This window comes from Streptomyces sp. NPDC046821, assembly GCF_040645335.1.
Lineage (GTDB): Bacteria > Actinomycetota > Actinomycetes > Streptomycetales > Streptomycetaceae > Streptomyces.
Window position 1 is genome coordinate 1 of sequence record NZ_JBEYYB010000020.1, and the last position, 25,291, is coordinate 25,291.

General features: G+C 69.9%; 26 protein-coding genes and 1 pseudogene. 9 read left to right on the forward strand and 18 right to left on the reverse strand.

From position 1 onward, the window contains the following. Positions 1-448 precede the first annotated feature (448 nt). A complete protein-coding gene (locus ABZ893_RS32425) occupies positions 449-1,831 on the reverse strand; it encodes a glycine--tRNA ligase (protein ID WP_361411221.1) in 1,383 nt (460 codons plus the stop codon). 201 nt (positions 1,832-2,032) lie between these two features. Between ABZ893_RS32425 and ABZ893_RS32430 the strand changes: the two genes are divergently transcribed. The 4 genes from ABZ893_RS32430 to ABZ893_RS32445 are packed head-to-tail and all read left to right on the forward strand — an operon-like array spanning position 2,033 to position 5,160. Next, positions 2,033-2,989 (forward strand): metal ABC transporter substrate-binding protein, encoded by a 957-nt coding sequence (locus tag ABZ893_RS32430; protein ID WP_361411223.1) that lies wholly within the window; start codon positions 2,033-2,035, stop codon positions 2,987-2,989. 26 nt (positions 2,990-3,015) lie between these two features. After that, on the forward strand, positions 3,016-3,798 hold the full coding sequence (locus tag ABZ893_RS32435) for a metal ABC transporter ATP-binding protein (RefSeq protein WP_361411225.1): 783 nt from the start codon (positions 3,016-3,018) through the stop codon (positions 3,796-3,798). Position 3,799: 1 nt separating this feature from the next. Continuing rightward, positions 3,800-4,696 carry a metal ABC transporter permease gene (locus tag ABZ893_RS32440; protein ID WP_361411227.1) on the forward strand — a complete coding sequence of 299 codons (897 nt, stop codon included), beginning with the start codon at positions 3,800-3,802 and terminating at the stop codon, positions 4,694-4,696. A gap of 59 nt (positions 4,697-4,755) precedes the next feature. After that, positions 4,756-5,160 (forward strand): transcriptional repressor, encoded by a 405-nt coding sequence (locus ABZ893_RS32445; protein ID WP_361411229.1) that lies wholly within the window; start codon positions 4,756-4,758, stop codon positions 5,158-5,160. A gap of 91 nt (positions 5,161-5,251) precedes the next feature. Here ABZ893_RS32445 and ABZ893_RS32450 read toward each other — a convergent pair whose 3' ends face one another. The 6 genes and pseudogenes from ABZ893_RS32450 to leuA all read right to left on the reverse strand — a co-directional run bounded on the left by ABZ893_RS32450 (position 5,252) and on the right by leuA (position 10,364). Continuing rightward, on the reverse strand, positions 5,252-6,085 hold the full coding sequence (locus ABZ893_RS32450) for an isoprenyl transferase (RefSeq protein WP_361411231.1): 834 nt from the start codon (positions 6,083-6,085) through the stop codon (positions 5,252-5,254). A 23-nt stretch (positions 6,086-6,108) separates the two neighbouring features. Beyond that, entirely contained in the window at positions 6,109-6,858 is a 750-nt protein-coding gene (recO, locus tag ABZ893_RS32455) for a DNA repair protein RecO (protein WP_361411233.1), read from the reverse strand. Positions 6,859-6,911: 53 nt separating this feature from the next. Further along, positions 6,912-6,986 (reverse strand): annotated as a pseudogene (locus ABZ893_RS32460) (DNA repair protein RecO); the annotation flags it as partial. 42 nt (positions 6,987-7,028) lie between these two features. Further along, on the reverse strand, positions 7,029-7,244 hold the full coding sequence (locus ABZ893_RS32465; protein WP_361411235.1) for a hypothetical protein: 216 nt from the start codon (positions 7,242-7,244) through the stop codon (positions 7,029-7,031). A 490-nt stretch (positions 7,245-7,734) separates the two neighbouring features. Further along, positions 7,735-8,394, reverse strand: a complete 660-nt coding sequence (locus ABZ893_RS32470) for a TerB family tellurite resistance protein (RefSeq protein ID WP_361411383.1) — start codon at positions 8,392-8,394, stop codon at positions 7,735-7,737. Between the two features lie 251 nt (positions 8,395-8,645). Beyond that, complete coding sequence (gene leuA, locus ABZ893_RS32475) at positions 8,646-10,364, reverse strand: 2-isopropylmalate synthase (protein WP_361411237.1); 1,719 nt, start codon at positions 10,362-10,364, stop codon at positions 8,646-8,648. A 291-nt stretch (positions 10,365-10,655) separates the two neighbouring features. On the opposite strand from leuA, the gene ABZ893_RS32480 reads away from it, so the two are divergent. The 4 genes from ABZ893_RS32480 (at position 10,656) to ABZ893_RS32495 (ending at position 14,723) form a co-directional block, all read left to right on the forward strand. Then, on the forward strand, positions 10,656-11,729 hold the full coding sequence (locus tag ABZ893_RS32480) for a M4 family metallopeptidase (RefSeq protein ID WP_361411239.1): 1,074 nt from the start codon (positions 10,656-10,658) through the stop codon (positions 11,727-11,729). 69 nt (positions 11,730-11,798) lie between these two features. Further along, positions 11,799-12,065, forward strand: a complete 267-nt coding sequence (locus tag ABZ893_RS32485; protein ID WP_361411241.1) for a protealysin inhibitor emfourin — start codon at positions 11,799-11,801, stop codon at positions 12,063-12,065. A gap of 70 nt (positions 12,066-12,135) precedes the next feature. Then, the gene (locus ABZ893_RS32490; protein WP_361411243.1) at positions 12,136-13,476 is read left to right on the forward strand and encodes a GH1 family beta-glucosidase; all 1,341 of its coding nucleotides are present in this window, start codon (positions 12,136-12,138) and stop codon (positions 13,474-13,476) included. Beyond that, positions 13,473-14,723: an MFS transporter gene (locus ABZ893_RS32495; RefSeq protein ID WP_361411245.1), complete on the forward strand. Its 1,251-nt coding sequence runs from the start codon at positions 13,473-13,475 to the stop codon at positions 14,721-14,723. The genes ABZ893_RS32490 and ABZ893_RS32495 overlap by 4 nt, the downstream gene beginning before the upstream one ends. Before the next feature lie 66 nt (positions 14,724-14,789). On the opposite strand, the gene era is transcribed toward ABZ893_RS32495, so the two are convergent. The 7 genes from era to ABZ893_RS32530 all read right to left on the reverse strand — a co-directional run bounded on the left by era (position 14,790) and on the right by ABZ893_RS32530 (position 20,704). Beyond that, complete coding sequence (era, locus tag ABZ893_RS32500) at positions 14,790-15,752, reverse strand: GTPase Era (protein WP_361411247.1); 963 nt, start codon at positions 15,750-15,752, stop codon at positions 14,790-14,792. 151 nt (positions 15,753-15,903) lie between these two features. Next, on the reverse strand, positions 15,904-16,254 hold the full coding sequence (locus ABZ893_RS32505; protein WP_361411249.1) for a cytidine deaminase: 351 nt from the start codon (positions 16,252-16,254) through the stop codon (positions 15,904-15,906). A gap of 36 nt (positions 16,255-16,290) precedes the next feature. Then, positions 16,291-16,644 carry an MmcQ/YjbR family DNA-binding protein gene (locus ABZ893_RS32510; RefSeq protein WP_361411251.1) on the reverse strand — a complete coding sequence of 118 codons (354 nt, stop codon included), beginning with the start codon at positions 16,642-16,644 and terminating at the stop codon, positions 16,291-16,293. Then, on the reverse strand, positions 16,641-17,933 hold the full coding sequence (locus ABZ893_RS32515; protein WP_361411253.1) for a hemolysin family protein: 1,293 nt from the start codon (positions 17,931-17,933) through the stop codon (positions 16,641-16,643). Before ABZ893_RS32515 ends, ABZ893_RS32510 begins: the two co-directional genes overlap by 4 nt. Next, positions 17,930-18,427, reverse strand: a complete 498-nt coding sequence (gene ybeY / locus ABZ893_RS32520; protein ID WP_361411255.1) for an rRNA maturation RNase YbeY — start codon at positions 18,425-18,427, stop codon at positions 17,930-17,932. The genes ABZ893_RS32515 and ybeY overlap by 4 nt, the downstream gene beginning before the upstream one ends. Positions 18,428-18,437: 10 nt before the next feature. Beyond that, positions 18,438-19,472 (reverse strand): PhoH family protein, encoded by a 1,035-nt coding sequence (locus ABZ893_RS32525; RefSeq protein ID WP_361411257.1) that lies wholly within the window; start codon positions 19,470-19,472, stop codon positions 18,438-18,440. A gap of 140 nt (positions 19,473-19,612) precedes the next feature. After that, entirely contained in the window at positions 19,613-20,704 is a 1,092-nt protein-coding gene (locus ABZ893_RS32530) for a PfkB family carbohydrate kinase (RefSeq protein WP_361411259.1), read from the reverse strand. A gap of 447 nt (positions 20,705-21,151) precedes the next feature. Here ABZ893_RS32530 and ABZ893_RS32535 point away from each other — a divergent pair, with 447 nt between their 5' ends. Beyond that, positions 21,152-22,561: an MFS transporter gene (locus ABZ893_RS32535; protein ID WP_361411261.1), complete on the forward strand. Its 1,410-nt coding sequence runs from the start codon at positions 21,152-21,154 to the stop codon at positions 22,559-22,561. On the opposite strand, the gene ABZ893_RS32540 is transcribed toward ABZ893_RS32535, so the two are convergent. The 4 genes from ABZ893_RS32540 to ABZ893_RS32555 form a co-directional block, all read right to left on the reverse strand. Next, positions 22,522-23,526: an adenosine deaminase gene (locus tag ABZ893_RS32540; protein WP_361411263.1), complete on the reverse strand. Its 1,005-nt coding sequence runs from the start codon at positions 23,524-23,526 to the stop codon at positions 22,522-22,524. The genes ABZ893_RS32535 and ABZ893_RS32540 overlap by 40 nt on opposite strands. Positions 23,527-23,547: 21 nt before the next feature. Continuing rightward, entirely contained in the window at positions 23,548-24,456 is a 909-nt protein-coding gene (locus ABZ893_RS32545; protein ID WP_361411265.1) for a ribonuclease Z, read from the reverse strand. 19 nt (positions 24,457-24,475) lie between these two features. Further along, positions 24,476-24,829: a histidine triad nucleotide-binding protein gene (locus ABZ893_RS32550; RefSeq protein WP_361411267.1), complete on the reverse strand. Its 354-nt coding sequence runs from the start codon at positions 24,827-24,829 to the stop codon at positions 24,476-24,478. Between the two features lie 66 nt (positions 24,830-24,895). After that, a complete protein-coding gene (locus ABZ893_RS32555) occupies positions 24,896-25,288 on the reverse strand; it encodes a VOC family protein (protein ID WP_361411269.1) in 393 nt (130 codons plus the stop codon). Positions 25,289-25,291 lie beyond the last annotated feature (3 nt).

Below are 25,291 nucleotides of genomic sequence, written 5' to 3' on the forward strand. Positions count from 1 at the left end.
CTTTCAGGTTTCCGCTCCGGCCTTTCGGCTTTCGCGTTTCCCTTTCCGGCGGTTCCGACTCTATCAGATCCTTTCGGGCCTGATTCCCAGTCGGTCGGGTTTGTCTTTCCGGCTGTTGGGCCGTTCCGACGTCCCAAACATTAGCGGAACTTCCCGGCGGTTCCTAATCGGGCCGCCACCTCCACCGTGAATTGAATTCGGGCACGCCGAATTCACTCCCGGAGGGAGAGAGTGCTGCTTGGTTGGGTGCCGCTTCAGCGGCGGAGGTGCTGTCACGGGGCCGAACGGCCGGGTGACAACTCGGAGGACTCTAGAGAGGTAGCGGCCCCATGTCAATTCGGGTCGGCGCGGGCCCCGCGCCGTCCCCCGGGAGACGCCGAAGCGGCCCGGGAGCGTGGTGTTCACGCTCCCGGGCCGCTTCTGTTTGGTGCGGGTCCCCTAGGGGAGATCAGCAGCCGATGAGGCGCGCGGCCAGGTAGCCCTCGATCTGGTCGAGGGAGACGCGCTCCTGCTTCATGGTGTCGCGCTCGCGGACGGTCACGGCGTTGTCCTCGAGGGTGTCGAAGTCGACCGTGACGCAGAACGGCGTACCGATCTCGTCCTGGCGGCGGTAGCGGCGGCCGATGGCGCCGGCGTCGTCGAAGTCGATGTTCCAGTTCTGGCGCAGCGCCGCGGCCAGACCCTTCGCCTTCGGGGACAGCTCCGGGTTGCGGGACAGGGGGAGGACCGCGACCTTGACCGGGGCGAGGCGGTGGTCGAAGCGCATGACCGTGCGCTTCTCCATCTTGCCCTTGGCGTTCGGGGCCTCGTCCTCGACGTACGCGTCGAGCATGAAGGCGAGCATCGAGCGGCCGACGCCGGCCGCGGGCTCGATGACGTACGGGGTGTAGCGCTCGCCGGCTTCCTGGTCGAAGTAGGAGAGGTCCTGGCCCGACGCCTTGGAGTGCGCGGACAGGTCGTAGTCCGTGCGGTTGGCGACGCCCTCGAGCTCGCCCCACTCGCTGCCGCCGAAGCGGAAGCGGTACTCGATGTCAGCGGTGCGCTTCGAGTAGTGGGAGAGCTTCTCCTTCGGGTGCTCGAACCAGCGCATGTTCTCCTCGCGCATACCGAGGCCGGTGTACCAGTTCCAGCGCTGCTCCATCCAGTACTCCTGCCACTTCTCGTCCTCGCCCGGCTTGACGAAGAATTCCATCTCCATCTGCTCGAACTCGCGGGTGCGGAAGATGAAGTTGCCCGGCGTGATCTCGTTGCGGAACGACTTGCCCATCTGGGCGATGCCGAACGGCGGCTTGCGGCGCGAGGTCTGCTGGACGCTGGCGAAGTTGGTGAAGATGCCCTGGGCGGTCTCGGGGCGCAGGTAGGCGATGGAGCCGCTGTCCTGCGTGGGGCCGAGGTGCGTGGAGAGCAGGCCCGAGAACTGCTTGGGCTCGGTGAACGTGCCCTTGTTGCCGCAGTTGGGGCAGTTGAGGTCGGTGAGGCCGTTCTCCGGCAGCTTGCCGTGCTTGGCCTCGTACGCCTCCTCCAGGTGGTCGGCGCGGTAGCGCTTGTGGCAGGAGGTGCACTCGGTCAGCGGGTCGGTGAAGGTGGCGACGTGGCCGGAGGCCTGCCACACCTCGGTCGCCAGGATCACCGACGAGTCGATGCCGACGACGTCCTCGCGCGAGGTGACCATGTAGCGCCACCACTGGCGCTTGAGGTTCTCCTTCAGCTCGACGCCCAGCGGCCCGTAGTCCCAGGCGGCGCGCTGACCGCCATAGATCTCGCTGCACGGGTAGACGAAGCCACGGCGCTTGCTCAGGCTGACGATGGTGTCGATCTTGTCGGCGGCCACGGTGCTCTCTTCATTACGACGACGACGAAGCGGATGCTGCTTCAGAGCGAAATGCGAATGCTTCAGGTTACCGGCGGCCTGGGGGCCCGGATCAAATCGGTTAGGGGTCCGGATGCCGCGGTGGGGTGGGATGCCCGTTTCGATGTGATCGTGGCGACGGCTTGTTGACAATCGTTTCCATCTTTGTTGAAAATGACTGTCATGAACGTACGCCGACTCATACCCACCGCCGCCGTCGCCACCGTCACCGCGCTCGGCCTCGCGGCCCTCACCGGCTGCTCGACAGCCTCGGGTGACGGCAGGAACAGCGACGGCAAGCTCGCGGTCGTGGCGTCGTTCTATCCGATGCAGTACCTCGCCGAGCAGATAGGCGGCGACCACGTCGCCGTAACCAATCTGACCAAGCCCGGCGTGGAGCCGCACGATCTGGAGCTCAGTGGCCGGCAGACCGCGCGGATGCAGGACGCGGGCGTCGCCCTCTATCTCAAGGGTCTCCAGCCGGCCGTCGACGACGCGATCGCCCAGTCGTCCATCAAGACCAAGGTCGACGTGGCGTCGCTGACGCATCTCGAGGAGCACGGCACCGAGGTCGGCGGGCACGCCGCGGAGCACGACCACGAGCAGGGCGGGGCCGCGGGGCGGGACCCGCACATCTGGCTGGACCCGGTGAAGTACGCCGAGGTCGCCGAGGGTGTGGGCAAGGCCTTCGAGAAGGCGGACCCGAAGAACGCGGCCACGTACGAGAAGAACACCGCCGCTCTCGTGAAGAAGCTCGACGCGTTGAACACGCGGTACGAGAACGGGCTGAAGAACACCCGGTCGAAGGTGTTCATCACCACCCATGCGGCCTTCGGCTATCTCGCCGAACGGTACGGGCTCACCGAGGAGGCCATCAGCGGCCTCGACCCCGAGGGCGAGCCGAGCGCGGCCCGCGTCAAGGACCTCCAGAGCATGGCGAAGGCCGACGGGGTGACCACGGTCTTCTACGAGACGCTCGTCAGCGACCGGACGGCGAAGACCCTCGCGGGCGACACGGGTCTGCGGACCGACGTGCTCGACCCGCTCGAAGGCATCACGCCCAAGTCCAGGGGCGGCGACTACATCCAGGTCATGGACTCCAACCTCAAGGCGCTGCAGCAGGCGCTGGGTGCCAAGTGACCGGCGTGACGAAGGAGTTGAGCGGCATGGACGCTTCGGCAGGGGCCGGCGAGCCCGTCATCGCCCTGCGCGGGGTCACCGCCGAGCTCGGGTCCCGTCCCGTGCTGCGCGGCATCGATCTGACGGTGCGGCGCGGTGAGGTGGTGGCCCTGCTCGGCGCGAACGGCTCGGGCAAGTCCACGGCCGTCCGTACGGTCATCGGGCAGGTGCCCGTGAGCGGCGGCGAGGTCGAGATCTTCGGTACGCCTCGGCGGCGCTTCCGGGACTGGAAGCGGGTCGGGTACGTGCCGCAGCGGACGACCGCCGCGGGCGGGGTGCCGGCCACGGTGACCGAGGTCGTGTCCTCGGGCCGGCTGTCGCGGGCCCGGTTCGGCGTGCTGCGCAAGGCGGACCGGGAGGCGGTACGCCGGGCTCTCGCGCTGGTCGGGCTTGCCGACCGGGCGAAGGACTCGGTGGACGCGCTCTCGGGCGGTCAGCACCAGCGGGTACTCATCGCGCGCGCCCTGGCCTCCGAGCCGGAGCTGCTGATCATGGACGAGCCGATGGCGGGCGTCGACCTCGCGAGCCAGGAAATCCTGGCGGAGACGCTCCGCGCGCAGGTCGCGGCGGGCGCGTCCGTACTGCTCGTCCTGCACGAACTCGGGCCACTGGAGCCGTTGATCGACCGCGCGGTCGTGCTGCGTGACGGCTGTGTGCTGCACGACGGGCCGCCCCCGGAGGCGGTCGGCCAGCACGCGCTGCCCGGCCACGACCACGTACACCCACACACTTCGGACATCACGCCCGTACGCACAGGACTGCTGAGCTGACATGGAATTTCTCGACTCCGCCTTCATGCAGCGGGCGCTGCTCGCCGCGGTTCTCGTCGGCATCACGGCTCCCGCGATCGGCATCTATCTGGTGCAGCGCCGGCAGGCCCTGATGGGCGACGGCATCGGCCATGTCGCGATGACGGGTGTGGGCCTCGGCTTCCTGCTCTCCACGTCACCCGTGTGGATGGCGATGGCCGTCTCCGTCGTCGGCGTGGTGATCATGGAACTGATCCGCTGGTACGGGAAGACGCGCGGCGACATCGCGCTCGCGATGCTGTTCTACGGGGGTATGGCGGGCGGCGTGATGCTGATCAGCCTGGCGCCCGGCGGCTCGACGGCCAATCTGCAGAGTTATCTCTTCGGTTCGCTGTCGACGGTGTCGCAGAGCGACCTCGTGGCGATCTGTGTGCTCGCCGGGTTCGTCGCCCTTGTGACGATCGGGCTGCGCCGGCAGCTGTTCGCGATCAGCCAGGACGAGGAGTTCGCGCGGGTCACGGGGCTTCCGGTGCGGGTGCTGAACCTGCTGGTCGCGGTGACGGCGGCGGCCACGGTCACGGTCGCGATGCGCGTCGTGGGCCTGCTGCTCGTATCAGCGCTGATGGTGGTTCCGGTGGCGGCGGCGCAGCAGCTGACGCGGAGTTTCGCGGCGACGTTCGCGATCGCCGTGGCCATCGGTGTCACGACGACGCTGAGCGGCACGATCACCAACTACTACGTGGAGATCCCGCCGGGCGCGACGATCGTGCTGCTGACCATCGCCACGTTCATCGTGTTCGCCCTGATCGCGACACCGCTCGCGAAGCGCCGGGCGCGGGCCGCGGTGAACGCCGAGGGTGATCCGGCGCAGTGCCCGATTCCGGCGCAGATCCCGGGGCAGGCCGGGGCCGAGGTCTGACTCGCGCGGGGCGCGGGCTGGCACAATGGGCCACCAGCAGTAAACCCGAGGAGGCAACAGTGGGAGCCCCGGTTCGAGGCAGGTCGACCCGCCAGCGTGCGGCCGTCGCGGCGGCGCTCGACGAGGTGGACGAGTTCCGCAGTGCCCAGGAGCTCCACGACGTCCTCAAGCACAAGGGTGACTCGGTGGGTCTGACGACCGTCTACCGCACCCTGCAGTCGCTCGCCGACGCGGGCGAGGTCGATGTGCTGCGCACGTCGGAGGGCGAGGCGGTTTACCGGCGGTGCTCCAGCGGTGAGCATCACCATCACTTGGTGTGCCGGGTGTGTGGGAAGGCCGTTGAGGTCGAGGGTCCGGCCGTGGAGAAGTGGGCTGAGGCGATCGCCGCGGAGCACGGGTACGTGAATGTTGCTCATACGGTGGAGATTTTTGGGACCTGTGCGGAGTGTGCTGCCGCGGAGTAGGTGTCGGGTGCGGGTGCGTTGTGGCTGGTCGCGCAGTTCCCCGCGCCCCTGAAATGCTTGCGCTGCGCGCAGCATTCAGGGGCGCGTTCTGCTACTTGCCGCTGTTCTCCAGCTGCGCAAGCACCTCGTTAGGCGTCGCCCCGCCAAAGCGGCGGTCTCGGGAGGCGTATTCGACGCAGGCTCGCCAGAGGTCGCGGCGGTCGAAGTCGGGCCACAGGACGTCCTGGAAGACCATTTCGGCGTACGCGCTCTGCCACAGCAGGTAGTTGGACGTGCGCTGTTCGCCGCTGGGGCGGAGGAACAGGTCGACGTCCGGCATGTCCGGGTAGTAGAGGTACTTCGCGAAGGTCTTCTCGCTGACCTTGGACGGGTCGAGGCGGCCCGCCTTCACGTCCTCGGCGAGGGCCTGCGCGGCGTCGGCGATCTCGGCGCGGCCGCCGTAGTTCATGCAGAAGTACAGGGTCAGCTTGTCGTTGCCCTTGGTCTGCTCCTGGGAGATCTCCAGCTCGTGGGCGACCGACTTCCACAGCTTGGGCATCCGGCCCACCCAGCGGACCCGGATGCCCAGCTCGTCGAGCTGGTCGCGGGTCTTGCGGATGAAGTCGCGGTTGAAGTTCATGAGGAAGCGGACCTCGTCGGGCGAGCGCTTCCAGTTCTCCGTGGAGAAGGCGTAGAGCGAGATCGCACCGACGCCCATCTCGATCGCGCCCTGGAGGACGTCGAGGACGCGCTCGGCGCCGACCTTGTGGCCCTCCGTGCGCGGCAGTCCGCGGTCCTTCGCCCACCGGCCGTTGCCGTCCATCACGATGGCGACGTGCTCCGGCACCAGCTCGCCCGGGATCTTCGGCGGCCGCGCGCCCGACGGGTGCGGCTCGGGCGTCTTGTACTCACGGCGGGACCGTCCGAGAATTCCGCGGCGTGCCATGTGGGCTCTCCCCTAGCTCAGTTCTAGCTTTTCTCTACGTAACGCAGGGAGCGCAGTCCGCGCTCCAGATGCCAGTGCAGGTAGGCCGACACCAGCCCGCTGCCCTCTCTGACGAAGCGTGCCTCGCACGCGTCGGCCGTCTCCCAGTCGCCGGTCAGCAGCGCGCCGAGGAGGGTGAGGGCCTGCGGTGAGGGTACGACGCTGCCCGCTACCCGGCAGTCGGCGCAAACCGAGCCGCCCGCGCCGACGGAGAAGAACCGGTTGGGGCCGGGAAGCCCGCACTTGGCGCAGTCGCCGAAACTCGGGGCGTAACCGTTGACCGCGAGGGAGCGGAGCAGGAAGGCGTCGAGGACGAGGTGGGGTTCGTGCTCGCCGCGGGCGAGGGTGCGCAGTCCGCCGACGAGGAGCAGGTACTGCTGGACCGCCGGTTCGCCCTCGTGGTCCGTGAAGCGTTCCGCGGTCTCCAGCATGGCCGTGCCGGCGGTGTAGCGGGCGTAGTCGGTGACGATGCCGCCGCCGTACGCGGCGATGGTCTCGCTCTGCGTGCACAGCGGGAGCCCGCGCCCGATCAGTTCGCTGCCGCGGGCGAAGAACTGCACGTCGACGTGGGAGAAGGGCTCGAGCCTGGCCCCGAACTTGGACTTGGTCCGCCGCACGCCGCGCGCCACGGCCCGTACGCGCCCGTGACCGCGAGTGAGGAGCGTGATGATGCGATCCGCCTCGCCGAGTTTCTGAGTGCGGAGCACGATGCCGTCGTCACGGAAAAGGCTCATCGCACGCCCCCACGTGTCTCCGGCTGGGGGTACGGGGGTCGTCCCCCGGGAGAAAGCAGCATGATCCTGTCCGCCTCGCCCAGCTTCTGGGTGCGCAGCACGATGCCGTCGTCGCGGAACAGACTCATGTGCCCATTCTCGCCTACGCGGGCGGGCCGGAGTTACCCGCGTTAAGGGACCTCGCCCCGGCTCCTGGCGTTCGCGTAGGCGGTGGCCGCGCGCAGCCGCTCGGAGGTCGTCGCCTCGCGCACCGTCTCGGGGGCGCAGTCCCATTCGCGTCCGCCGCCGAAGGGCCGGAGCTGTACGTACGGACCCTCGTGCCCCATGACCCTGCCCACCTGTCCGGTGCTGAGGTCGACGGCGTAAGAACCGATTGGCGGCTTCATCGGCGGTGACTCCTGTCCATACGTTCCGTGCGCGGGCGGCAGCGTCAACCGCAACAACGTCACCATTCCACGAGCGGACACGGGACATGGCGCACGAGCGTCATCGGGGTAACCGGAGAGTCGAATTCCCAAGGGCCGGAACGGGAAATTCCCGGGTGTCTTCCCGGACCCCTTCCCATACCTCCGATCGCGCGCCCGACCGGCCCTTCCTCCCACGTCAGGTGGCTCCCCGCCGCCGTCGGATTTCACGCTTCCGCCCCCGGGAGCGCGGCCCGCCAATTAGAGTTGGGGGACCTTTGGCTCTCTGCGCCGAGGGCACCGGGGGCGAATTCGAACATGCCATGGAGAAATGGCATGGATCAAGAAAAGATATGTCCGACAGCGGCGGGTCAGGAATTCCGGGCGCGCCACATTGTGCGTCCACCGCCGGAATGCGCAGCGTTCACGAACAGGCCTGCCGGCGCTGACCCGGGCAGGACAGTGGCCACCCTCAGGACGGCGTACGCGCCGCTTCCAGGAGCTGGGCGACCTCGTCCGTGCACATCGTCAGCGCGGCGCCCGCCGTACTGAGGACGTCCCGCTCGGCGGGCGTGTACGGGCCGTCGGCGAGAGCGATCCGCGCACCCTGGAGCAGGATCGACTCGCGGCCGGCGGGAGCGAGGTGCGGGGCGAGCGGGTCGAGGGCCTCGTGGAGCTCGATGGCGAGTCCGGCGCCCGGTCCGCAGTTCTCGGCAGCGCGGCCGACGTCCGCGTGCAACGCCTCGACGAGTGCGGCGAGCCGGACCTCCGTACAGTCCTCGAAGCCCGCGCAGCGCAGCGTCGTCGCGGCGGTCTCCAGGGCGGGGCGGGAGGTGGCGTCGCCGGCGGACAGGACGGCGAGGGCGACCGTGTGGACGGCGTCGCGCAGCATCGCGGAGAAACGGTTGGTCGTGGGGTGGTCGAGGACGTCGACGGCGAAGCGGTCCTCGCAGGCCGCGCACTCGACGACGGGCCCGGTGGCGCCGCGCGGGACGAGGGGGACGCCGAGGAACACGAAGCGCCGACGGCCGGTACGGCGGCGGTAGTTGCGGTCGCCGCCGCAGCCGGGGCAGAAGAACTCCCCGTCGCCGACGGTGGTCCACGAGGTGCGGACGCCGACGAGGCGTGGCAGCCGGGTACCGGGTCGCGGCGCACCGCCGTTGCGGCCTTGCTGGACGTCATGGCCGTTTCGAGCGGTTCGTCCCCGATTCGTCAGCACTGGCACACCTCCATAACAACCCGGCAACATCGCAGGGTTGGGCGTGATGTTAGCCACACTTTGGATGTGGCGTCAGTACCTTGTCCCGGTCCGTGGCCGGTATACGACGCGGCCCCGCCTGCCACGAGGGCGGGCGGGGCCGGTGGAAAAGCCGGTGACCTGGGTCAGCGGGCGGAGCGGTTGACCGCGGAGACGACGGCCTTCAGGGAGGCGCGTGTCGTATTCGCGTCGATGCCGATGCCCCACAGGACCTTGTCGCCGATCGCGCACTCGATGTACGAGGCGGCCTGCGCGGAGGCACCCTCGCTCATGGTGTGCTCCTGGTAGTCCAGCAGGCGGGCGTCGATGCCGACGGCCTGCAGGGCGTCGAAGAACGCGGAGATCGGTCCGTTGCCCGTGCCGGTCAGGACGGTGGCCTGGCCGTCGACGTCGGCCGAGACGGTCAGCGTGTCCACGCCGTCCGTGTCGGTCGTGCTCTGGCCGTTCCTGACCTGGATACGGCCCCAGGGGTTCTCGGCGTTGGGCAGGTACTCGTCCTCGAAGACCGACCAGATCTCCTTCGGCGTGACCTCGCCGCCCTCGGCGTCCGTCTTCGCCTGGATGATCTTCGAGAACTCGATCTGCATCCGGCGCGGCAGGTCCAGCTTGTGGTCGTTCTTCAGGACGTACGCGATACCGCCCTTGCCGGACTGCGAGTTGACGCGGATGACGGCCTCGTAGGAGCGGCCGACGTCCTTGGGGTCGATGGGCAGGTACGGGACCGCCCACTCGATGTCGTCGACGGTCTTGCCGGCGGCCTTGGCGCGCGCCTCCATCGCCTCGAAGCCCTTCTTGATGGCGTCCTGGTGGGAGCCGGAGAAGGACGTGTAGACCAGGTCGCCCGCGTAGGGGTGGCGCGGGTGGACCTCCATCTGGTTGCAGTACTCGGCGGTGCGGCGGATCTCGTCGATGTCGGAGAAGTCGATCTGGGGGTCGACGCCCTGCGAGAACAGGTTCATGCCCAGGGTGACCAGGTCGACGTTGCCGGTGCGCTCGCCCTGGCCGAACAGGCAGCCCTCGATGCGGTCGGCGCCGGCCATCAGGGCCAGCTCGGCGGCGGCGACGGCGGTGCCGCGGTCGTTGTGCGGGTGCACGGACAGGCAGACGTACTCGCGGTTCGACAGGTTGCGGTGCATCCACTCGAAGCGGTCCGCGTGCGTGGACGGGGTCGAACGCTCCACCGTGGCAGGCAGGTTGAGGATGATCTCGCGGCCGGGGCCCGGCTTCCAGACCGCCATGACCGCCTCGCAGACCTCCAGCGCGAAGTCCAGCTCGGTGTCGGTGAAGATCTCGGGGCTGTACTGGTAGCCGAAGGTCGTCTCCGGGCCCAGGATCTTCTCGGCGTAGTCCATGACGTGCTGCGTGCCGTCGATGGCGATCTGCTTGATCTGCTCCTTGGTGCCGCGGAAGACGACCTCGCGGAACGTGGGCGCCGTCGCGTTGTACAGGTGCACCGTGGCGCGCTTGGCGCCCTTCAGGGACTCGACGGTGCGCTCGATCAGCTCTTCACGCGCCTGCGTCAGCACGGAGATCGTCACGTCGTCCGGGATCGCGCCCTCTTCGATGATCGACCGTACGAACGCGAAGTCGGTCTCGCCGGAGGCGGGGAAGCCGACCTCGATCTCCTTGTAGCCCATGCGGACCAGCAGGTCGAACATCTCGCGCTTGCGCGCGGGGGACATGGGGTCGATCAGCGCCTGGTTGCCGTCGCGCAGGTCGGTGGAGAGCCAGCGGGGGGCGGTGGTGACGCGCTTCTGCGGCCACGTGCGGTCGGGGATGTCGACCTGCTCGTACTGTCCGTACTTGTGGACCGGCATGGACGTGGGGCGCTGGAAGTTCGGCATGTGCGGGGCTCCTCGGGTGTGTCCTGAAGGACGGCCGACGGTCTAAGCGCAACACCGAACTCCGCGGGGAGGGGGTCGGCCTCGACTACAGGCCCTCGCCGCGGCAGCTAAGGAGAAGCAGCCCGAAACGCATGATGCGTCGCAGCCTAGCTCAGCTGCGTGGAGGACGAGGGGTCGTATCAGTATGCGGGACTGCGATGAGGTAACGGGCAAGAGGTGACGAACACCTCTATTTCATTAATCTCGGTCGCTTCCCGTGACAGCGGCGTGACTCAGTGCCACAGTGCCACGATGACTGCCATTCGCACAGGCCACGAACCCGTCTTCTGCACCATCGTTCCCCCGCACATCCTCGACAGAGCGGCTCAGGCCGAAGACTCCGCACTGGCAGCACTGGCCCGCCGCACCCTGGAACGCGACGCGATGGAGCGCACCCGGCGCCGGCTGACCACGGTGGTCGGCGCCGCCGCGGTGACCCGCCCCGCGGACGCCCCCGCCGACAAGCCCCAGCGCACGGTCTACGACACCGCCCACACCACCGAGCTGCCCGGCACGAAGGTGCGCGGCGAGGGTGACCCGGCGGGCCAGGACGCGACCGTCAACCGCGCGTACGCGGGCCTCGGCTCGACGTTCGAGCTGTATCTGAAGGCGTACGGCCGGAACTCGATCGACGGCAGCGGGCTTCCGCTGGACGCGACCGTGCACTACGACCGCGACTACAACAACGCGTTCTGGAACGGCGAGCAGATGGTGTTCGGCGACGGGGACGGGCAGATCTTCCTCGACTTCACCATCCCGGTCGACGTCATCGGGCACGAGCTGACGCACGGCGTCACGCAGCACACGGCGAACCTCGACTACTTCGGGCAGAGCGGCGCCCTGAACGAGTCGGTGTCGGACGTCTTCGGCTCGCTCATCAAGCAGTACGCGCTCGGCCAGAGCGCCACCGAGGCCGACTGGCTGATCGGCGCGGGCCTGCTCGCGCCGCGCGTCACGGGCCAGGCGCTGCGTTCCATGAAGGCGCCCGGCACGGCGTACGACGACGACGTGCTCGGCAAGGACCCGCAGCCCGCCGACATGGCGCACTACGTGCAGACCAGTAGTGACAACGGCGGTGTGCACCTCAACTCCGGCATCCCCAACCACGCCTTCTACCTGCTGGCCACCGCGCTCGGCGGCAACGCGTGGGAGCGGGCCGGGCAGATCTGGTACGACACCCTGACCGGCGGCGAGCTGGCGAAGGACGCTGACTTCGCGGCCTTCGCGAAGCTCACGGTGAAGGTCGCGCGCGACCGCTACCAGGACGGCGCCGAGCTGGACGCGGTCCTGAAGGCTTGGCAGCAGGTCGGGGTCGCGACGCAGTAAAGGGACTCCTAGGTGACTCCGACGACCGTCCGGCTGCGCGCCGGGCGGCCGTTGGAGTACACAGGTCCCATGCGTATTCAGGTCACCCGCAGCGGAGGATTCGCCGGGATCGAGCGGCGCGCCGAGGTCGACACCTCAGGCCGCGCCGACGCCCACGAGTGGCACGCGCTGGCCGAGCGGGCGCTGGCCGACGGCCACGGTTCGCCGCCGGCGGGGGTGCCGGACGGGTTCAGCTACGCGATCACGGTGGACGGGCGGACCGTGTACTGCGCGGATCCACGGCTCACGGAGGGGCTGCGCGGGCTGATCTCGCGGGTGCTGAAGGAAGGGGCGTAACGGCCTCTCGCCGCACAGGAGTAACAGCCTCTCGCTGCAAGGGCGTTGACTTCTGTTACCGGCGGTAAGGATGATCACGCGCATGGCAGCGAGCGAACCTGTACCCCCGTTCCCGCACGACTTCCTGTGGGGTGTTTCCACCTCGGCCCACCAGATCGAGGGCGCCGTCGACGAGCGCGTCCCGTCGGTGTGGGACGCCTTCACCGAGCAGCCCGGCCGGGTGAAGGACGGCTCGACGGCCGTCGTCGCCTGCGACCACTACCACCGCTACCGCGAGGACGTGGCCCTCATCGCCGGCCTCGGCGTCGGCGCGTACCGCTTCTCCATCTCGTGGCCGCGGGTCCTGTCACCGGGCGGCCTCGACTTCTACGACCGGCTCGTCGACGAGCTGCGCGGGGCGGGCGTACGGCCCGTGCCGACGCTGTTCCACTGGGACCTGCCGCTGTCCGTGGAGGACGAGGGCGGCTGGCTGAAGCGGGACACCGCGTCGCGCTTCGCGGAGTACACGGCGCAAGTCGCGGACCGGCTCGGTGACCGCGTCGACAAGTGGATCACCCTCAACGAACCCGCCGAGCACACACTCCTCGGCCACGCGCTCGGCCAGCACGCGCCCGGCAAGGAGCTGCTGTTCGACGCGCTGCCGGTGGCCCACCACCAGCTCCTCGCGCACGGTCTCGGCGTACAGGCGTTGCGCGCGGCCGGGGCCACGGACATCGGGATCGCGAACTCTCACGGCCCGACCTGGCCCGCGTCCGACGAGCCCGCCGACCGCGAGGCCGCCGACTTCTACGACGTGCTCCTGAACCGGCTCTTCGCCGACCCGCTGCTTCTGGGCCAGTACCCGGAGGGCATCGGGGACCTGATGCCGGGCGACGTCGAGGCCGACCTGAAGGTGATCTCGGCGCCCATCGACTGGTACGGGATGAACTTCTACCAGCCGACCAAGGTGGGCGCGCCCCTCCCCGCCGGCGGCGCCACCGAGTTCTCCGGGCTCACGCTCCCGCCCGAACTCCCCTTCTCACCAAGGGAGATCGAGGGCTATCCGGTCACCGACTTCGGCTGGCCGGTGGTCCCCGAGGCACTGACCGAGCTGCTGCTCGCCTTCCGCGACCGCTACGGCGACCGGCTGCCGCCCGTCGTCATCACCGAGAACGGCTGCAGCTACGAGGGCATCGACGACCAGGAGCGCATCACCTACCTGGACGGCCATCTGCGGGCGCTGCACCGGGCCATGGAGGCCGGTGTCGACGTACGCGGCTACTTCGTGTGGTCGCTGATGGACAACTTCGAGTGGGCCGAGGGGTACGCGCGCCGCTTCGGCCTCGTCCACGTCGACTACGCGACGCAGAAGCGCACGCCGAAGGCCTCGTACCACTGGCTGCGTGACGTGCTCCGGGCGCAGGGCAGATGACGACCGCCACCACGACGGCGCTCGACGAGCCGGTCGAGCGGGTCGGGCGCGGCTGGACGGCCAGTCTGTCGCTGGCCAACGGTGCGATCTGGGTGGGCTGGTACGGGCCTCTGCAGATCCTGCTCGCGCTCCAGGCCGCGGACTTCGCGCCCGGCACGGGCATGTCCAAGGAGAGCGTGCTGGCCTGGGTGACCGGGGCCGGCGCGGTGGTGTCGCTCGCCGCGAACCCGTTCTTCGGCGCGCTGTCCGACCGTACGGTGTCGCGGTTCGGGCGGCGTACGCCGTGGATCGTGGCCGGGACGGGCGGCGGCGCCCTCTCGCTGCTCCTGCTGGCCGGGGCCGGGTCGGTGTGGACGATGGCGGTGGGCTGGTGCCTGGTGCAGCTCACGCTGAACGCGGCGTTCGCGGCGGTGACGGCGGCCGTGCCCGACCGGGTGCCGCGGCTCCAGCGGGGCGCGGTGGGCGGCTGGCTCGGCGCCGCGCAGATCCTGGGCGTCGTCGTGGGCACGGGGCTCGCGACGGTCGTGGGCGGGGTCGCCGGCGGGTACACGGCCTGTGCCGTGTTCACGGTGGCGGGGGTCCTGCCGTACGTGCTGCGGCATCCGGACCTGCGGCTCGCGCCGGCGGACCGGCCGGAGTGGGACTGGCGGGCGTTCCTGGCGGGCTTCTGGCTGAGCCCGCGCCGCCACCCGGACCTCGCGTGGGCCTGGCTGACCCGCTTCCTGATCAACCTCGGCAACGCGCTGGTGCTGCTGTATCTCCTGTACTACCTGCGCGACCAGCTGCACTACGCCGACCCGGACACGGGCGTGCTGATCCTGACGGCGGTGAACGGGGTGACGCTGCTCGCCACCGTCGTCGTCTCCGGTATCGCGTCGGACCGGGTGGGGCGACGGAAACCGTTCGTGATCTGGTCGGGCGTCCTGATGGCGGTGGCGACCGCGGCGCTCGCCGGGTGGCAGACGTGGCCCGGGGCGATCGTCGCGGCGGCGCTCCTCGGCATCGGCTTCGGCGTCTTCACGTCGGTCGACTTCGCCCTGATGACGGACGTCCTGCCCCGGGCACTGGACCGGGGCAAGGACCTGGGCGTCATCAACATCGCGAACTCGCTACCGCAGGTGGCAGCGCCAGTGCTGGCCGCACCGATCGTGACGTACTTGGGCGGATACCGGGTGCTGTATCTGGTTGCGGCGGGGGTGGGACTGGTGGGGGCGTTGCTGGTGACGCGGATCAGGGGCGTCGAGTGAGGCGCCCTGAAAGGGGCGCGGGGAACTGCGCGACCAGCCCCCACCGACCCGCAGCCAAAAACCCGCTCAGAACCCGAGCTTACGAAGCTGCCTAGGATCCCGCTGCCAGTCCTTGGCCACCTTGACGTGCAGGTCAAGAAATACCGGCGTCCCCAGCAACGCTTCAATCTGCTTACGGGACTTGATCCCCACGTCCTTCAGCCGCTTGCCCTTGGGACCGATGATGATCCCCTTCTGGCTGGGCCGCTCGATGTAGACGAACGCGTGAATGTCGAGCAGCGGCTTGTCCTCGGGCCGGTCAGGCCGAGGCAGCATCTCCTCGACGACCACGGCGATGGAGTGCGGCAGCTCGTCCCGCACACCTTCGAGCGCCGCCTCGCGGATCAGCTCGGCCACCATGACCTGCTCCGGCTCGTCCGTGAGGTCACCCTCGGGGTAGAGCGCCGGGCCCTCGGGCAGCAGCGGCACGAGGAGGTCGCCGAGCAGGCCGACCTGCTTGTCGGCGACGGCCGAGACCGGCACGATCTGCGCCCACTCGAAGCCCAGCTCCTTGCCGAGCTGATCGATGGCGATGAGCTGCTCGGCGAGCGCCTTGCTGTCGACGAGGTCGGTCTTGGTGACGATCGCGATCTTCGGCGTCTTCTTGATGGAGGCGAGCTCCTTGGCGATGAAGCGGTCGCCGGGGCCGATCTTCTCGTTCGCCGGGAGGCAGAAGCCGATCACGTCGACCTCGGCCCACGTGGTGCGCACCACGTCGTTGAGCCGCTGGCCGAGCAGCGTGCGCGGCTTGTGCAGCCCGGGGGTGTCCACCAGGATCAGCTGGGCGTCGGGCCGGTGCACGATGCCGCGCACCGTGTGCCGCGTGGTCTGCGGCTGGTCCGCGGTGATCGCCACCTTCTTGCCGACCAGAGCATTCGTGAGGGTGGACTTGCCCGCGTTGGGGCGGCCGACGAAGCAGGCGAAGCCGGCGCGGTGGGTTGCTTCCCCGGACGGCTCGGATGACTGGGTACGAACGCTCATGGCGCCCATTGTCCCTGATACGCGGGGGGCTGCCGCACCGCGTGCGTGGACCCCCGGTTTTTCTCCCCCAGCCCGCCCCTTCCCGAAAGTCCTGGGGCTCCGCCCCAGACCCCGGTCCTCAAACGCCGGACGGGCTGGATTTGCCCGACTACCTGGACGATCAGGCCTCGACCGTAGACCTGACCGTTCCGTCCGGGCCCGCCAAGATCACCGGCGTACCGATGCCGCCCAGGTCCAGGACCGCCGCCACGTCCTCCGGCGTCACGGCCTCCGCTCCCGACACCACCGCCGCCGCCTCCAGCGACTCCGCGCCCGAGGCCACCGCCATGGCCACCGCCGTGCGCAGGGCGGAGAGCTTCAGGGAGTTGAGGGCGACGGTGCCGGCTACGTACGTGCGGCCCGTTTCGTCGCGTACAGCGGCTCCCTCGGGGACGCCGTTGCGGGCCCGGGCGCTGCGGGCCAGGGTGACGATCTTGCGGTCCTCGGGGGTGAGGTCGGTGCTCTCAGTCATGGGGTGAGCATAAGGAACGCCGGCCGGGCCGCCCCGTCAGGGCCTGTCGAGCTTGAGCCGCTCCGCGCGCGGTAGGCCCGCCACCACCAGGTCGTAGGAGTCCTCGACGAGTTCCCGGACCATGCGGTCGGGGAGTTCGCCGACGGTCACCGTGTTCCAGTGGCGCTTGTTCATGTGCCAGCCGGGGACGATCGCGTCGTACTCGGAGCGCAGGCGCACCGCGTCGTCGGGGTCGCACTTGAGGTTGACGGTCAGCGGCCGCGCGTCCAGGGTCGACAGGGCGAACATCTTCCCGAGCACCTTGAAGACCGAGGTCTCCGCGTTGAAGGGGAAGTCCTCGACCGCCGCGTTGAACGACAGGCACAGGGCGCGCAGCTGCTGAGGGGTCACGACGTCACATCCCCGTCCTTGGCCACCGGCTCGACGAGCACCGTCACGATCTTGTTCCGCCGGCCCGCGGCAGCCTCGGCGGTGAGCCGCAGTTCGCGCTCGTCGGGCAGTTCGACGACGGACGAGGCGCCCGCGATCGGTACGCGCCCGAGCGCCTTGGCGAGGAGTCCGCCGACGGTCTCGACGTCCTCGTCGTCGAACTCCTCGATCCCGTACAGCTCGCCGAGGTCGCCGATGTCGAGGCGGGCCGTCACGCGGTACCGGCCGTCGCCGAGGTCCTGCACGGGCGCGATTTCCTGGTCGTACTCGTCGGTGATCTCGCCGACGATCTCTTCGAGGATGTCCTCGATGGTGACGATGCCCGCGGTGCCGCCGTACTCGTCGATCACGACGGCCACGTGGTTACGGAGCTGCTGCATCTCGCGCAGCAGGTCGCCCGCGTTCTTCGTGTCGGGCACGAAGGCGGCGGGGCGCATCGCGGTCGAGACGAGCTCGCTCTCGGCCTCCCGGCTGATGTGCGTCTTCCGGACCAGGTCCTTGAGGTACACGATGCCGACGACGTCGTCCTCGTTCTCGCCGGTGACCGGGATGCGCGAGAACCCGGACCGCAGGGCGAGGGTGAGGGCCTGCCGGATCGTCTTGTACCGCTCGATGACGACCAAGTCGGTGCGGGGCACCATGACTTCGCGGACGAGGGTGTCGCCCAGCTCGAAGACGGAGTGCACCATGCGGCGCTCCTCGTCCTCGATGAGGGACTCCTTCTCGGCGAGGTCGACCATGGCGCGCAGCTCGGCCTCGGAGGCGAACGGCCCGCGCCGGAAGCCCTTGCCGGGGGTGAGGGCGTTGCCGATGAGGATGAGCAGCGGCGGGATGGGGCCCATGACGCGGGCGAGCGGCAGCAGCACGTAGGCGGCGGCCGTGGCCGTGTTCAGGGGGTGCTGGCGTCCGATGGTGCGCGGCGAGACGCCGACGGCCACGTACGAGACGAGCACCATGACGGCGATGGCGACGGCCAGTGCCTGCCAGGTCTTGTCGAACTCCTGGAGGCAGGCGTACGTGACGAGGGCGGCGGCGGCCATCTCGCAGGCGACCCTGACGAGCAGGGCGACGTTGAGATAGCGCGTGGGGTCGGCCGTGACCTGGACGAGCCGGTCGCTGCCGCGCCGCCCGGACCGTACGGCCTCTTCGGCGCGGAAGCTGGAGATGCGGGCGATGCCGGCCTCGGCGCAGGCCGCGAGCCACGCGACCACGACGAGGGCGACAGCGCCCGCGACAAGGGAAAAGCTCATGACACGGTGGGCGCCGGGGACGGGCCGGTCAGGCCCTTGTCACCGCGCCACCCGTCCACGATGGCCGCCTGGAGGCCGAACATCTCGGCCTTCTCGTCGGGCTCCTCGTGGTCGTAACCGAGCAGGTGCAGCACTCCGTGGACGGTGAGGAGCTGGAGCTCCTCGTCCATGGAGTGCTGCGTGGGGGCGTCCTCGCCCTGCTTCTTGGCGACCTCGGGGCAGAGCACGATGTCGCCGAGCAGGCCCTGCGGGGGCTCCTCGTCGTCCTTCGACGGCGGGCGCAGCTCGTCCATCGGGAAGGACATGACGTCCGTGGGCCCCGGCAGGTCCATCCACTGGATGTGGAGCTGCTCCATGGCGTCTTCGTCCACGACGATCACCGAGAGTTCGGAGAGCGGGTGGATGCGCATCCGCGCGAGCGCGTAGCGGGCGATGTCGAGGATCGCCTGCTCGTCGACCTCGGTTCCGGACTCGTTGTTGACGTCGATCGACATGCGGTGCTTGCTACTTCCCTCTGCCGCGGCTCTTCTGCGAGCCGTTCTCCGTGCCGTGCTGGCTGTCGTACTTCTCGTACGCGTCGACGATACGGCCGACGAGCTTGTGCCGGACGACATCCTGGGACGTGAGCCGCGAGAAGTGGACGTCGTCGACGCCCTCCAGGATCTCCTGGACCTGGCGCAGACCGCTCTTCGTGCCGCTCGGCAGGTCGACCTGCGTCACGTCACCGGTGATGACGATCTTCGAGTCGAAGCCGAGCCGCGTGAGGAACATCTTCATCTGCTCGGGGCTCGTGTTCTGCGCCTCGTCGAGGATGATGAACGCGTCGTTCAGGGTCCTGCCACGCATGTACGCCAGCGGCGCCACCTCGATCGTCCCACTGGCCATCAGCTTGGGGATGGAGTCGGGGTCGAGCATGTCGTGCAGCGCGTCGTACAGGGGGCGCAGGTACGGGTCGATCTTCTCGTAGAGCGTGCCCGGCAGGAAGCCGAGGCGTTCGCCCGCCTCGACGGCCGGCCGCGTCAGGATGATGCGGTTGACCTGCTTGGACTGGAGGGCCTGCACCGCCTTGGCCATGGCGAGGTACGTCTTGCCCGTACCGGCGGGGCCGATGCCGAAGACGACGGTGTGCTTGTCGATGGCGTCGACGTACCGCTTCTGGTTCAGGGTCTTGGGGCGGATGGTGCGGCCCCGCGAGCTCAGGATGTTCTGAGTGAGAACCTCGGCCGGAGTCTCCTCCGGACCCTCCCCGTTCTCGCTCGCCTTGAGCATGGCGATCGAGCGTTCCACTGCGTCCTCCGTCATCGGCTGACCGGTGCGGAGCACCAGCATCATCTCGTCGAACACGCGCTGGATCAGGGCGACTTCCCGGGCGTCGCCCACGGCGCTGATCTCATTGCCCCGGACATGGATGTCGGCCTCCGGGAAAGCCGTCTCGATCACGCGAAGAAGCGCGTCACCGGATCCGAGGACGGTCACCATCGGATGGTTCGCCGGGACAGTGAAATGCGCTCGCGCCTGAGCGGTGGGTGTCTGAGTCATGGGCCGGCACTGAAGGCCTGCTCATCCTCCTTGTGCGGGGGCTCGCGCCCGCGTCGACAGCCTTGCACTGCCAAGGGTACGACGGTGCACCGACAACGCCGTAGGCCTTTTCCGGGGGCCCGCGGCAGACGGGTACGGATCTATACGGACCGTCCGAAACCGATCGTCGGGACCGCCCGGCGCAGCGGCCAGGGTCTGGTCACCTCGGGCAGCAGCTGCTCCAGGAAGGCGTACCGGCGCAGGGCCGCGGGTTCCTGGTCGTCGTAGGCCTGCACGTGCCGCCACCAGGCCGCGGTCTCCGACCAGCCGGGCGCGGACAGGGAGCCGCCGAACTCCTGGACGGACAGCGCGGAGGTCAGCCCGGCGAACGCGAGCCGGTCCGCGAGCGGCCACCCGGCGAGCGTCCCGGTCACGAACCCGGCGACGAACACGTCACCGGCCCCCGTGGGGTCCATGGCCTCGACCTTGATCGCCGGGACGGACGCGGTCTCGCCGCTGCCCGCGTCGACGGCGTACGCGCCCTCGGCGCCCAGGGTGACGACGGCCACCGGCACATGTTCGGCGAGGGCGTGGGCGGCGGCCTTGGGGCAGTCGGTGCGGGTGTAGCGCATGGCCTCCTCGGCGTTCGGGAGGAAGGCCTCGCAGCGGGACAGGTCGGCGAGGGCGCCCAGGTCCCAGTGGCCGGTGTCGTCCCATCCGACGTCGCCGAAGATGCGCGTCCCCTGGTCCGCGGCGCTGGCGATCCAGGGCTCGGTCACGCCGGGGGCGAGCGAAGCGACGGCTGCGCGGGCGCGCGGCGGGCACGCGGGCGCGGGCTCCTCCGGCGGCGGCTCGTGACCGTGGCTGACCATGGTCCGCTCCCCCTCGTACGCCATGGAGACGGTGACGGGCGAGTGCCAGCCGGCCACGGTCCGCGAGGAGCTGAGGTCGATGCCCTCGCCCTGCTCCAGGGTGTCCCAGCAGTACTCGCCGTAGTGGTCGTCGCCGAACGCGGCGGCCAGCGACGTCCGCAGCCCGAGCCGCGCCAGGGCGGTGGCCATGTTGGCGACGCCGCCGGGGCTCGACCCCATCCCGCGCGCCCAGGACTCGGTCCCCCGCACGGGGGCGCTGTCCAGCCCCGTGAAGATGATGTCCAGGAAGACGGTCCCCGTCAGAAAGACGTCGCAGGGCGGGTCGTCGGGGGTGCGCAGCGGAGCGAGCGGATCCACGTGCGCCGGGTCGATGGAGTTCACGGTGGGCTCCCCAAGGTGGTGAGGGTCCGCACAGTGTGCCTGATGCCCCCCGGCCAACACGCGTAGCGCGGGCGGCCGGCGGCGTGCGGGACGGGGCTCGCGGTCACGCCGGGACGGGGCCGCGGTCACGCCGGGACGGGGCCGCGGTCACGCCGGGGCGGGGGCGGGCGGGTCGCTCAGGGACGGGTGCGGTCGGGGCGTTCGGGGATGGGCGCCGAGGCCGCCCGGGACGGGCGGAAAAGGCCGCTCACCTCCCTCTTTACCCCTGTGAAAAAGCAGCACGCCTACCCGGGGGTCCCCCCACCAAACAAAACGTGCCCCAGATCACACCGCTCCGGCTTTTTCGGCGCTCCCCCCGCTTGATACAAATTGGCCGCGCCCCCTCGTGTCACGAGCCCTGGTGCACCCCAAAAAACTCTTGCCTTCTCTGGCATACCCGCATTTCGCATGTCCTCGTCCCGTACATCCGCACGCCTTGGAACGCCCGTGTCCCGCCGCATCCCCCGGCCCCTTGTCGCCCTCTTCACCGCCGGTTACCTCGCGCCGTATCTGCTGCCCACCATCGTGGGCCGGCTCGGCGACAGTCTTCATCTCCCGCCGGCCCAGGCGGGCGTCATCGGCAGTGCGCTGCTGATGAGTTCGGCCGCGGCGGGCTTCACGTTCGCCGGCCGCGTGGACCGCATCGGTCCCCGCACTCTGGCCCGCTGCGGTCTACTGCTCGCGGCCCTCGGGTACGGCACCGCGGCGGCCACTTCGTGGGTGCCGCTGGTGGTGCTCGGGGCGATGGCGGGCGGTTTCGGCTCGGGTACGGCGACCACGGTGGCCGCGACGGGCATCGCCGCGCAGCGTGACCCGCACCGGGCGTCGACGCTCGGCCTGCTCAGCGTCTCGGCGCTGGCCGGCGCGCTGTATCTGACGCTGCCTCATCTCGGCCCGGGTCATGCGCTGCCGTTCGCGGCGATCGCGCTGACGGCCCTCGCGACCTGGCCGGCGACGGCCTCGCTCGGGCAGGTCGTGCGGCCGGGCGCGGTCGAGGCGGAGTCGTCCGCGCCGGCCACCCCACTGCCGTACCGCCGCACGGGGCTCGTGCTCGCCGGGTCGATGGTGTGTTGGTCGATGGCGCAGAACTCGCTGTGGGGAGTCAGCAGCCGGATCGGGACGGACCAGGCGGGTCTGACGGAGGTCACTGTCGGCGCGGTGTTCGCGGTGGCGCTCGGCACGGCGCTCGTGGGCGTCCTCGGTGCCGGTGCGCTCGGCACGCGGCTCGGCCGTGCGGTGCCGATCGGCGCGGGTACGGCGCTCATCGCGTGCTGCATCGTGCTGAGCGCCCGCGCGGACGGGCTCGCGTCGTTCGCGACCGGTGAGATCGCGTGGAACACGTTTTACCCGGTGGTCCTGTCGTACCTGATAGGTCTCGCCGCGTCCCTGGACCCGCGCGGCCGCTGGGCGGTGCTCGTCGGTTCGGCGTCGTCGCTCGGTACGGCCTGCGGCCCGCTCACCGGCAGCGTCCTGTCCCAGACGGCGGGCTACCCGGCGATGGGCACGACCCTCGCCGTGCTGCTCCTCGTCCTGGCGCTGCCGCTCACCGCCGTCGCCCTGCACACGAGTGGCCGTCTGCTGCTGCCCGGCACGATCCGGCGCCGGGGTGTCGCACCCGCCGCTCTCGTGGCCGGTGTGACGGGTGCTCAGGCGGGCGCGGTCCCGCAGCCGGGCACCGTGGAGCAGCCGGTCGTGGAGATCACGGTCAGCACGCCCCAACCGGTCCCGACGCAGGACGAGTTCTCCACTGCGGGACCGCGGGGCGGGTCCGCCCTCGGTCAGTCGTCGAACGCGAACGCGTCGACCTCGGCGAGGTAGCGGGCGCGCAGTTCCTCGTCGTCCTCGAGGAACGAGGCCACGAACGAGTTCCGGGCGAGCTCCCGCAGCCGCTCGGGCTCGAGGGCCAGCGCCTCGCGAACGGCGTGGAAGGTGTCACCGACGTAGCCGCCGAAGTAGGCGGGGTCGTCGGAGTTCACCGTGCAGACCAGTCCGGCGTCCATCATGCGGCTCAGCGGGTGGTCCTCCAGGACGTCGATGGCGCGCAGCCGGACATTCGACAGCGGGCACAGCGTGAGGGGGATCCGGTCGCGGACGAGGCGCTCGACGAGCTTCGGGTCCTCCATGCTGCGGAGGCCGTGGTCGACGCGCTCGACGCCGAGGATGTCGAGCGCCTCCCAGATGTACGAGGGGTCGCCCTCCTCGCCCGCGTGCGCGACCTTGCGCAGCCCGAGCGCGCCCGCCGCCTCGTACACCTCGCGGAACTTCGAGGCGGGGTTGCCGACCTCGGCGGAGTCGAGGCCGACGCCCACGATCTTGTCGAGGTACGGCTTCGCCGCCTCCAGGGTCTGCATCGCGGACTCGGCGGACTGGTCGCGCAGGAAGCACATGATGAGCCGGGTCGAGACGCCGTGCCGCTCCACGCTGCGCGAGAGGGCGGCGTGCAGCCCGTTCACGACGGTCCCCATCGGCACGCCCCGGGCGATGTGGGCCTGCGGGTCGAAGAAGATCTCGGCGTGCCGGACGCCCTGCGCGGCGGCGCGGGCGAGGTACGCGTCGGCCAGCCGCTCGAAGTCGTCCTCGGTGAGCAGGACGGCCATCAGGCCGTAGTACAGGTCGAGGAAGGACTGCAGGTCCTCGAAGAGGTAGGCCTTGCGGAGTTCCTCGGTGTCGGCGTACGGGAGCTGTACGCCGTTGCGGGCCGCGAGTTCGAAGGCCAGCTCGGGTTCGAGGGTGCCTTCGATGTGCAGGTGCAGTTCGGCTTTGGGCAGCGAAGCGAGGGGCATCGGAGCATCGTACGCCCCGGTTTATCTGCGTTTGGGTACCTGCACCCGGTCCAGGTCGCGTGCCACCGTCAGCTCCCCGGTGAACCCGGCGGCGCGGGCCTGGCGCTCGAACTCGGCGGGGTCGGAGTAGCGCTGGCTGAAGTGCGTGAGCACGAGGTGCCGTACGCCGCCCTCGACGGCGACCTTCGCGGCCTGGCCTGCCGTCAAGTGGCCGTGGTCCGAAGCGAGTTGATGATCCTCGTCGAGGAACGTCGACTCGATGACGAGCAGGTCGCACCCCTCGGCCAGTTCCCGCACCCCGCCGCAGAGCCGGGTGTCCATGACGAACGCGAACCGCTGCCCGCGCCGCACCTCGCTCACGTCGTCGAGGGTGACCCCGCGCAGGCTCCCCTCCCTCTGGAGGACCCCCACGTCGGGCCCCGAGACGCCGTGCCGGGCGAGCAGTGCGGGCAGCATCCGCCGCCCGTCGGGCTCGACGAGCCGGTAGCCGTAGGACTCGACGGGGTGTGAGAGGCGGCGCGCCTCCAGCGTGTACGAAGACGTCTCCGCGAGGACACCGCCGTCCCCGCTCACCGGTTCCTGGGCGAGCGAGACGGTCTCGTGGTACGCGGTCGCGTACCGCAGCCGGTCGAAGAAGCGCTGCCCGGAGCGCGGGTAGTGCGCGGTGACGGGGTGCGGCACGCGGTCCAGGTTGATGCGCTGGATGACCCCGGCGAGGCCGAGGGAGTGGTCGCCGTGGAAGTGGGTGACGCACAGCCGGTTGATGTCGTGCGCGGCGACGCCGGCCCGGAGCATCTGGCGCTGCGTGCCCTCGCCGGGATCGAAGAGGATGCCCTCTCCGTCCCAGCGCAGCAGGTAGCCGTTGTGATTGCGATGCCGGGTGGGCACCTGGCTCGCGGTGCCGAGCACCACCAATTCCCGTACGGACACGGCGTGTTGAACGCTCCCGCTAGCCGGGGGGCCACTGGAGGCCGCGGCCTCCGAGGACGTGGGCGTGGGCGTGGAAGACGGTCTGGCCGGCGCCGCTGCCCGTGTTGAAGACGATGCGGTGGCTCTCGAGCCCGTCGTGAGCTGCGACCTCGCCCGCCTCACGCAGTATGTCGGCGGCGATCCCCGGCTCGGCGGCGGCGAGGGACGCGGCGTCGGGGTGGTGGACGCGCGGGATGACGAGGACGTGGGTGGGCGCCTGCGGGTTGATGTCCCTGAAGGCGACGGTGGTCTCGGTCTCCCGCACCACGGTGGCCGGCACCTCCCCCGCGACGATCTTGCAGAACAGGCAGTCGGCCTGCGGCTCTCCGGCCACGATCACGTCTCCTCACACCGTCCGGTCCCTACGCCGGGCATGTTATCCGGCCGGCACCTTCGGGTGTCACCCGCGCAACAGCAGCCACTCCTGGAGCTCGACGATGTTGCCCTCGGGGTCCTTGAGGTGGGCGACCCGCATCCGGTCGGTCATCGGCGCGGGCCCCCGCACGATCTCGGCGCCCCGCGCGACGATCTGCTCGCAGTACCGGTCGAGGTCGTCCACGCGCAGCACGACGAGCGAGCGGTGCCCGTTCGCCGCCTTCCCCAGCTCCCCGATGACCTGGGCCATCATCGACCGGTCCTCGATCGCGATGCCCGCGGACCCGGTCGCGGGGCTGAACTTCTCATACGGCCCGTCCTGCGCGCCCGACTGCGGCTTGAGGCCGAGCACGTCGGCGTAGAAGCGGTAGCAGGCACGGAAGTCCGAGACGAGGAGCCTGACCTGGGCGAGTTCCACGCG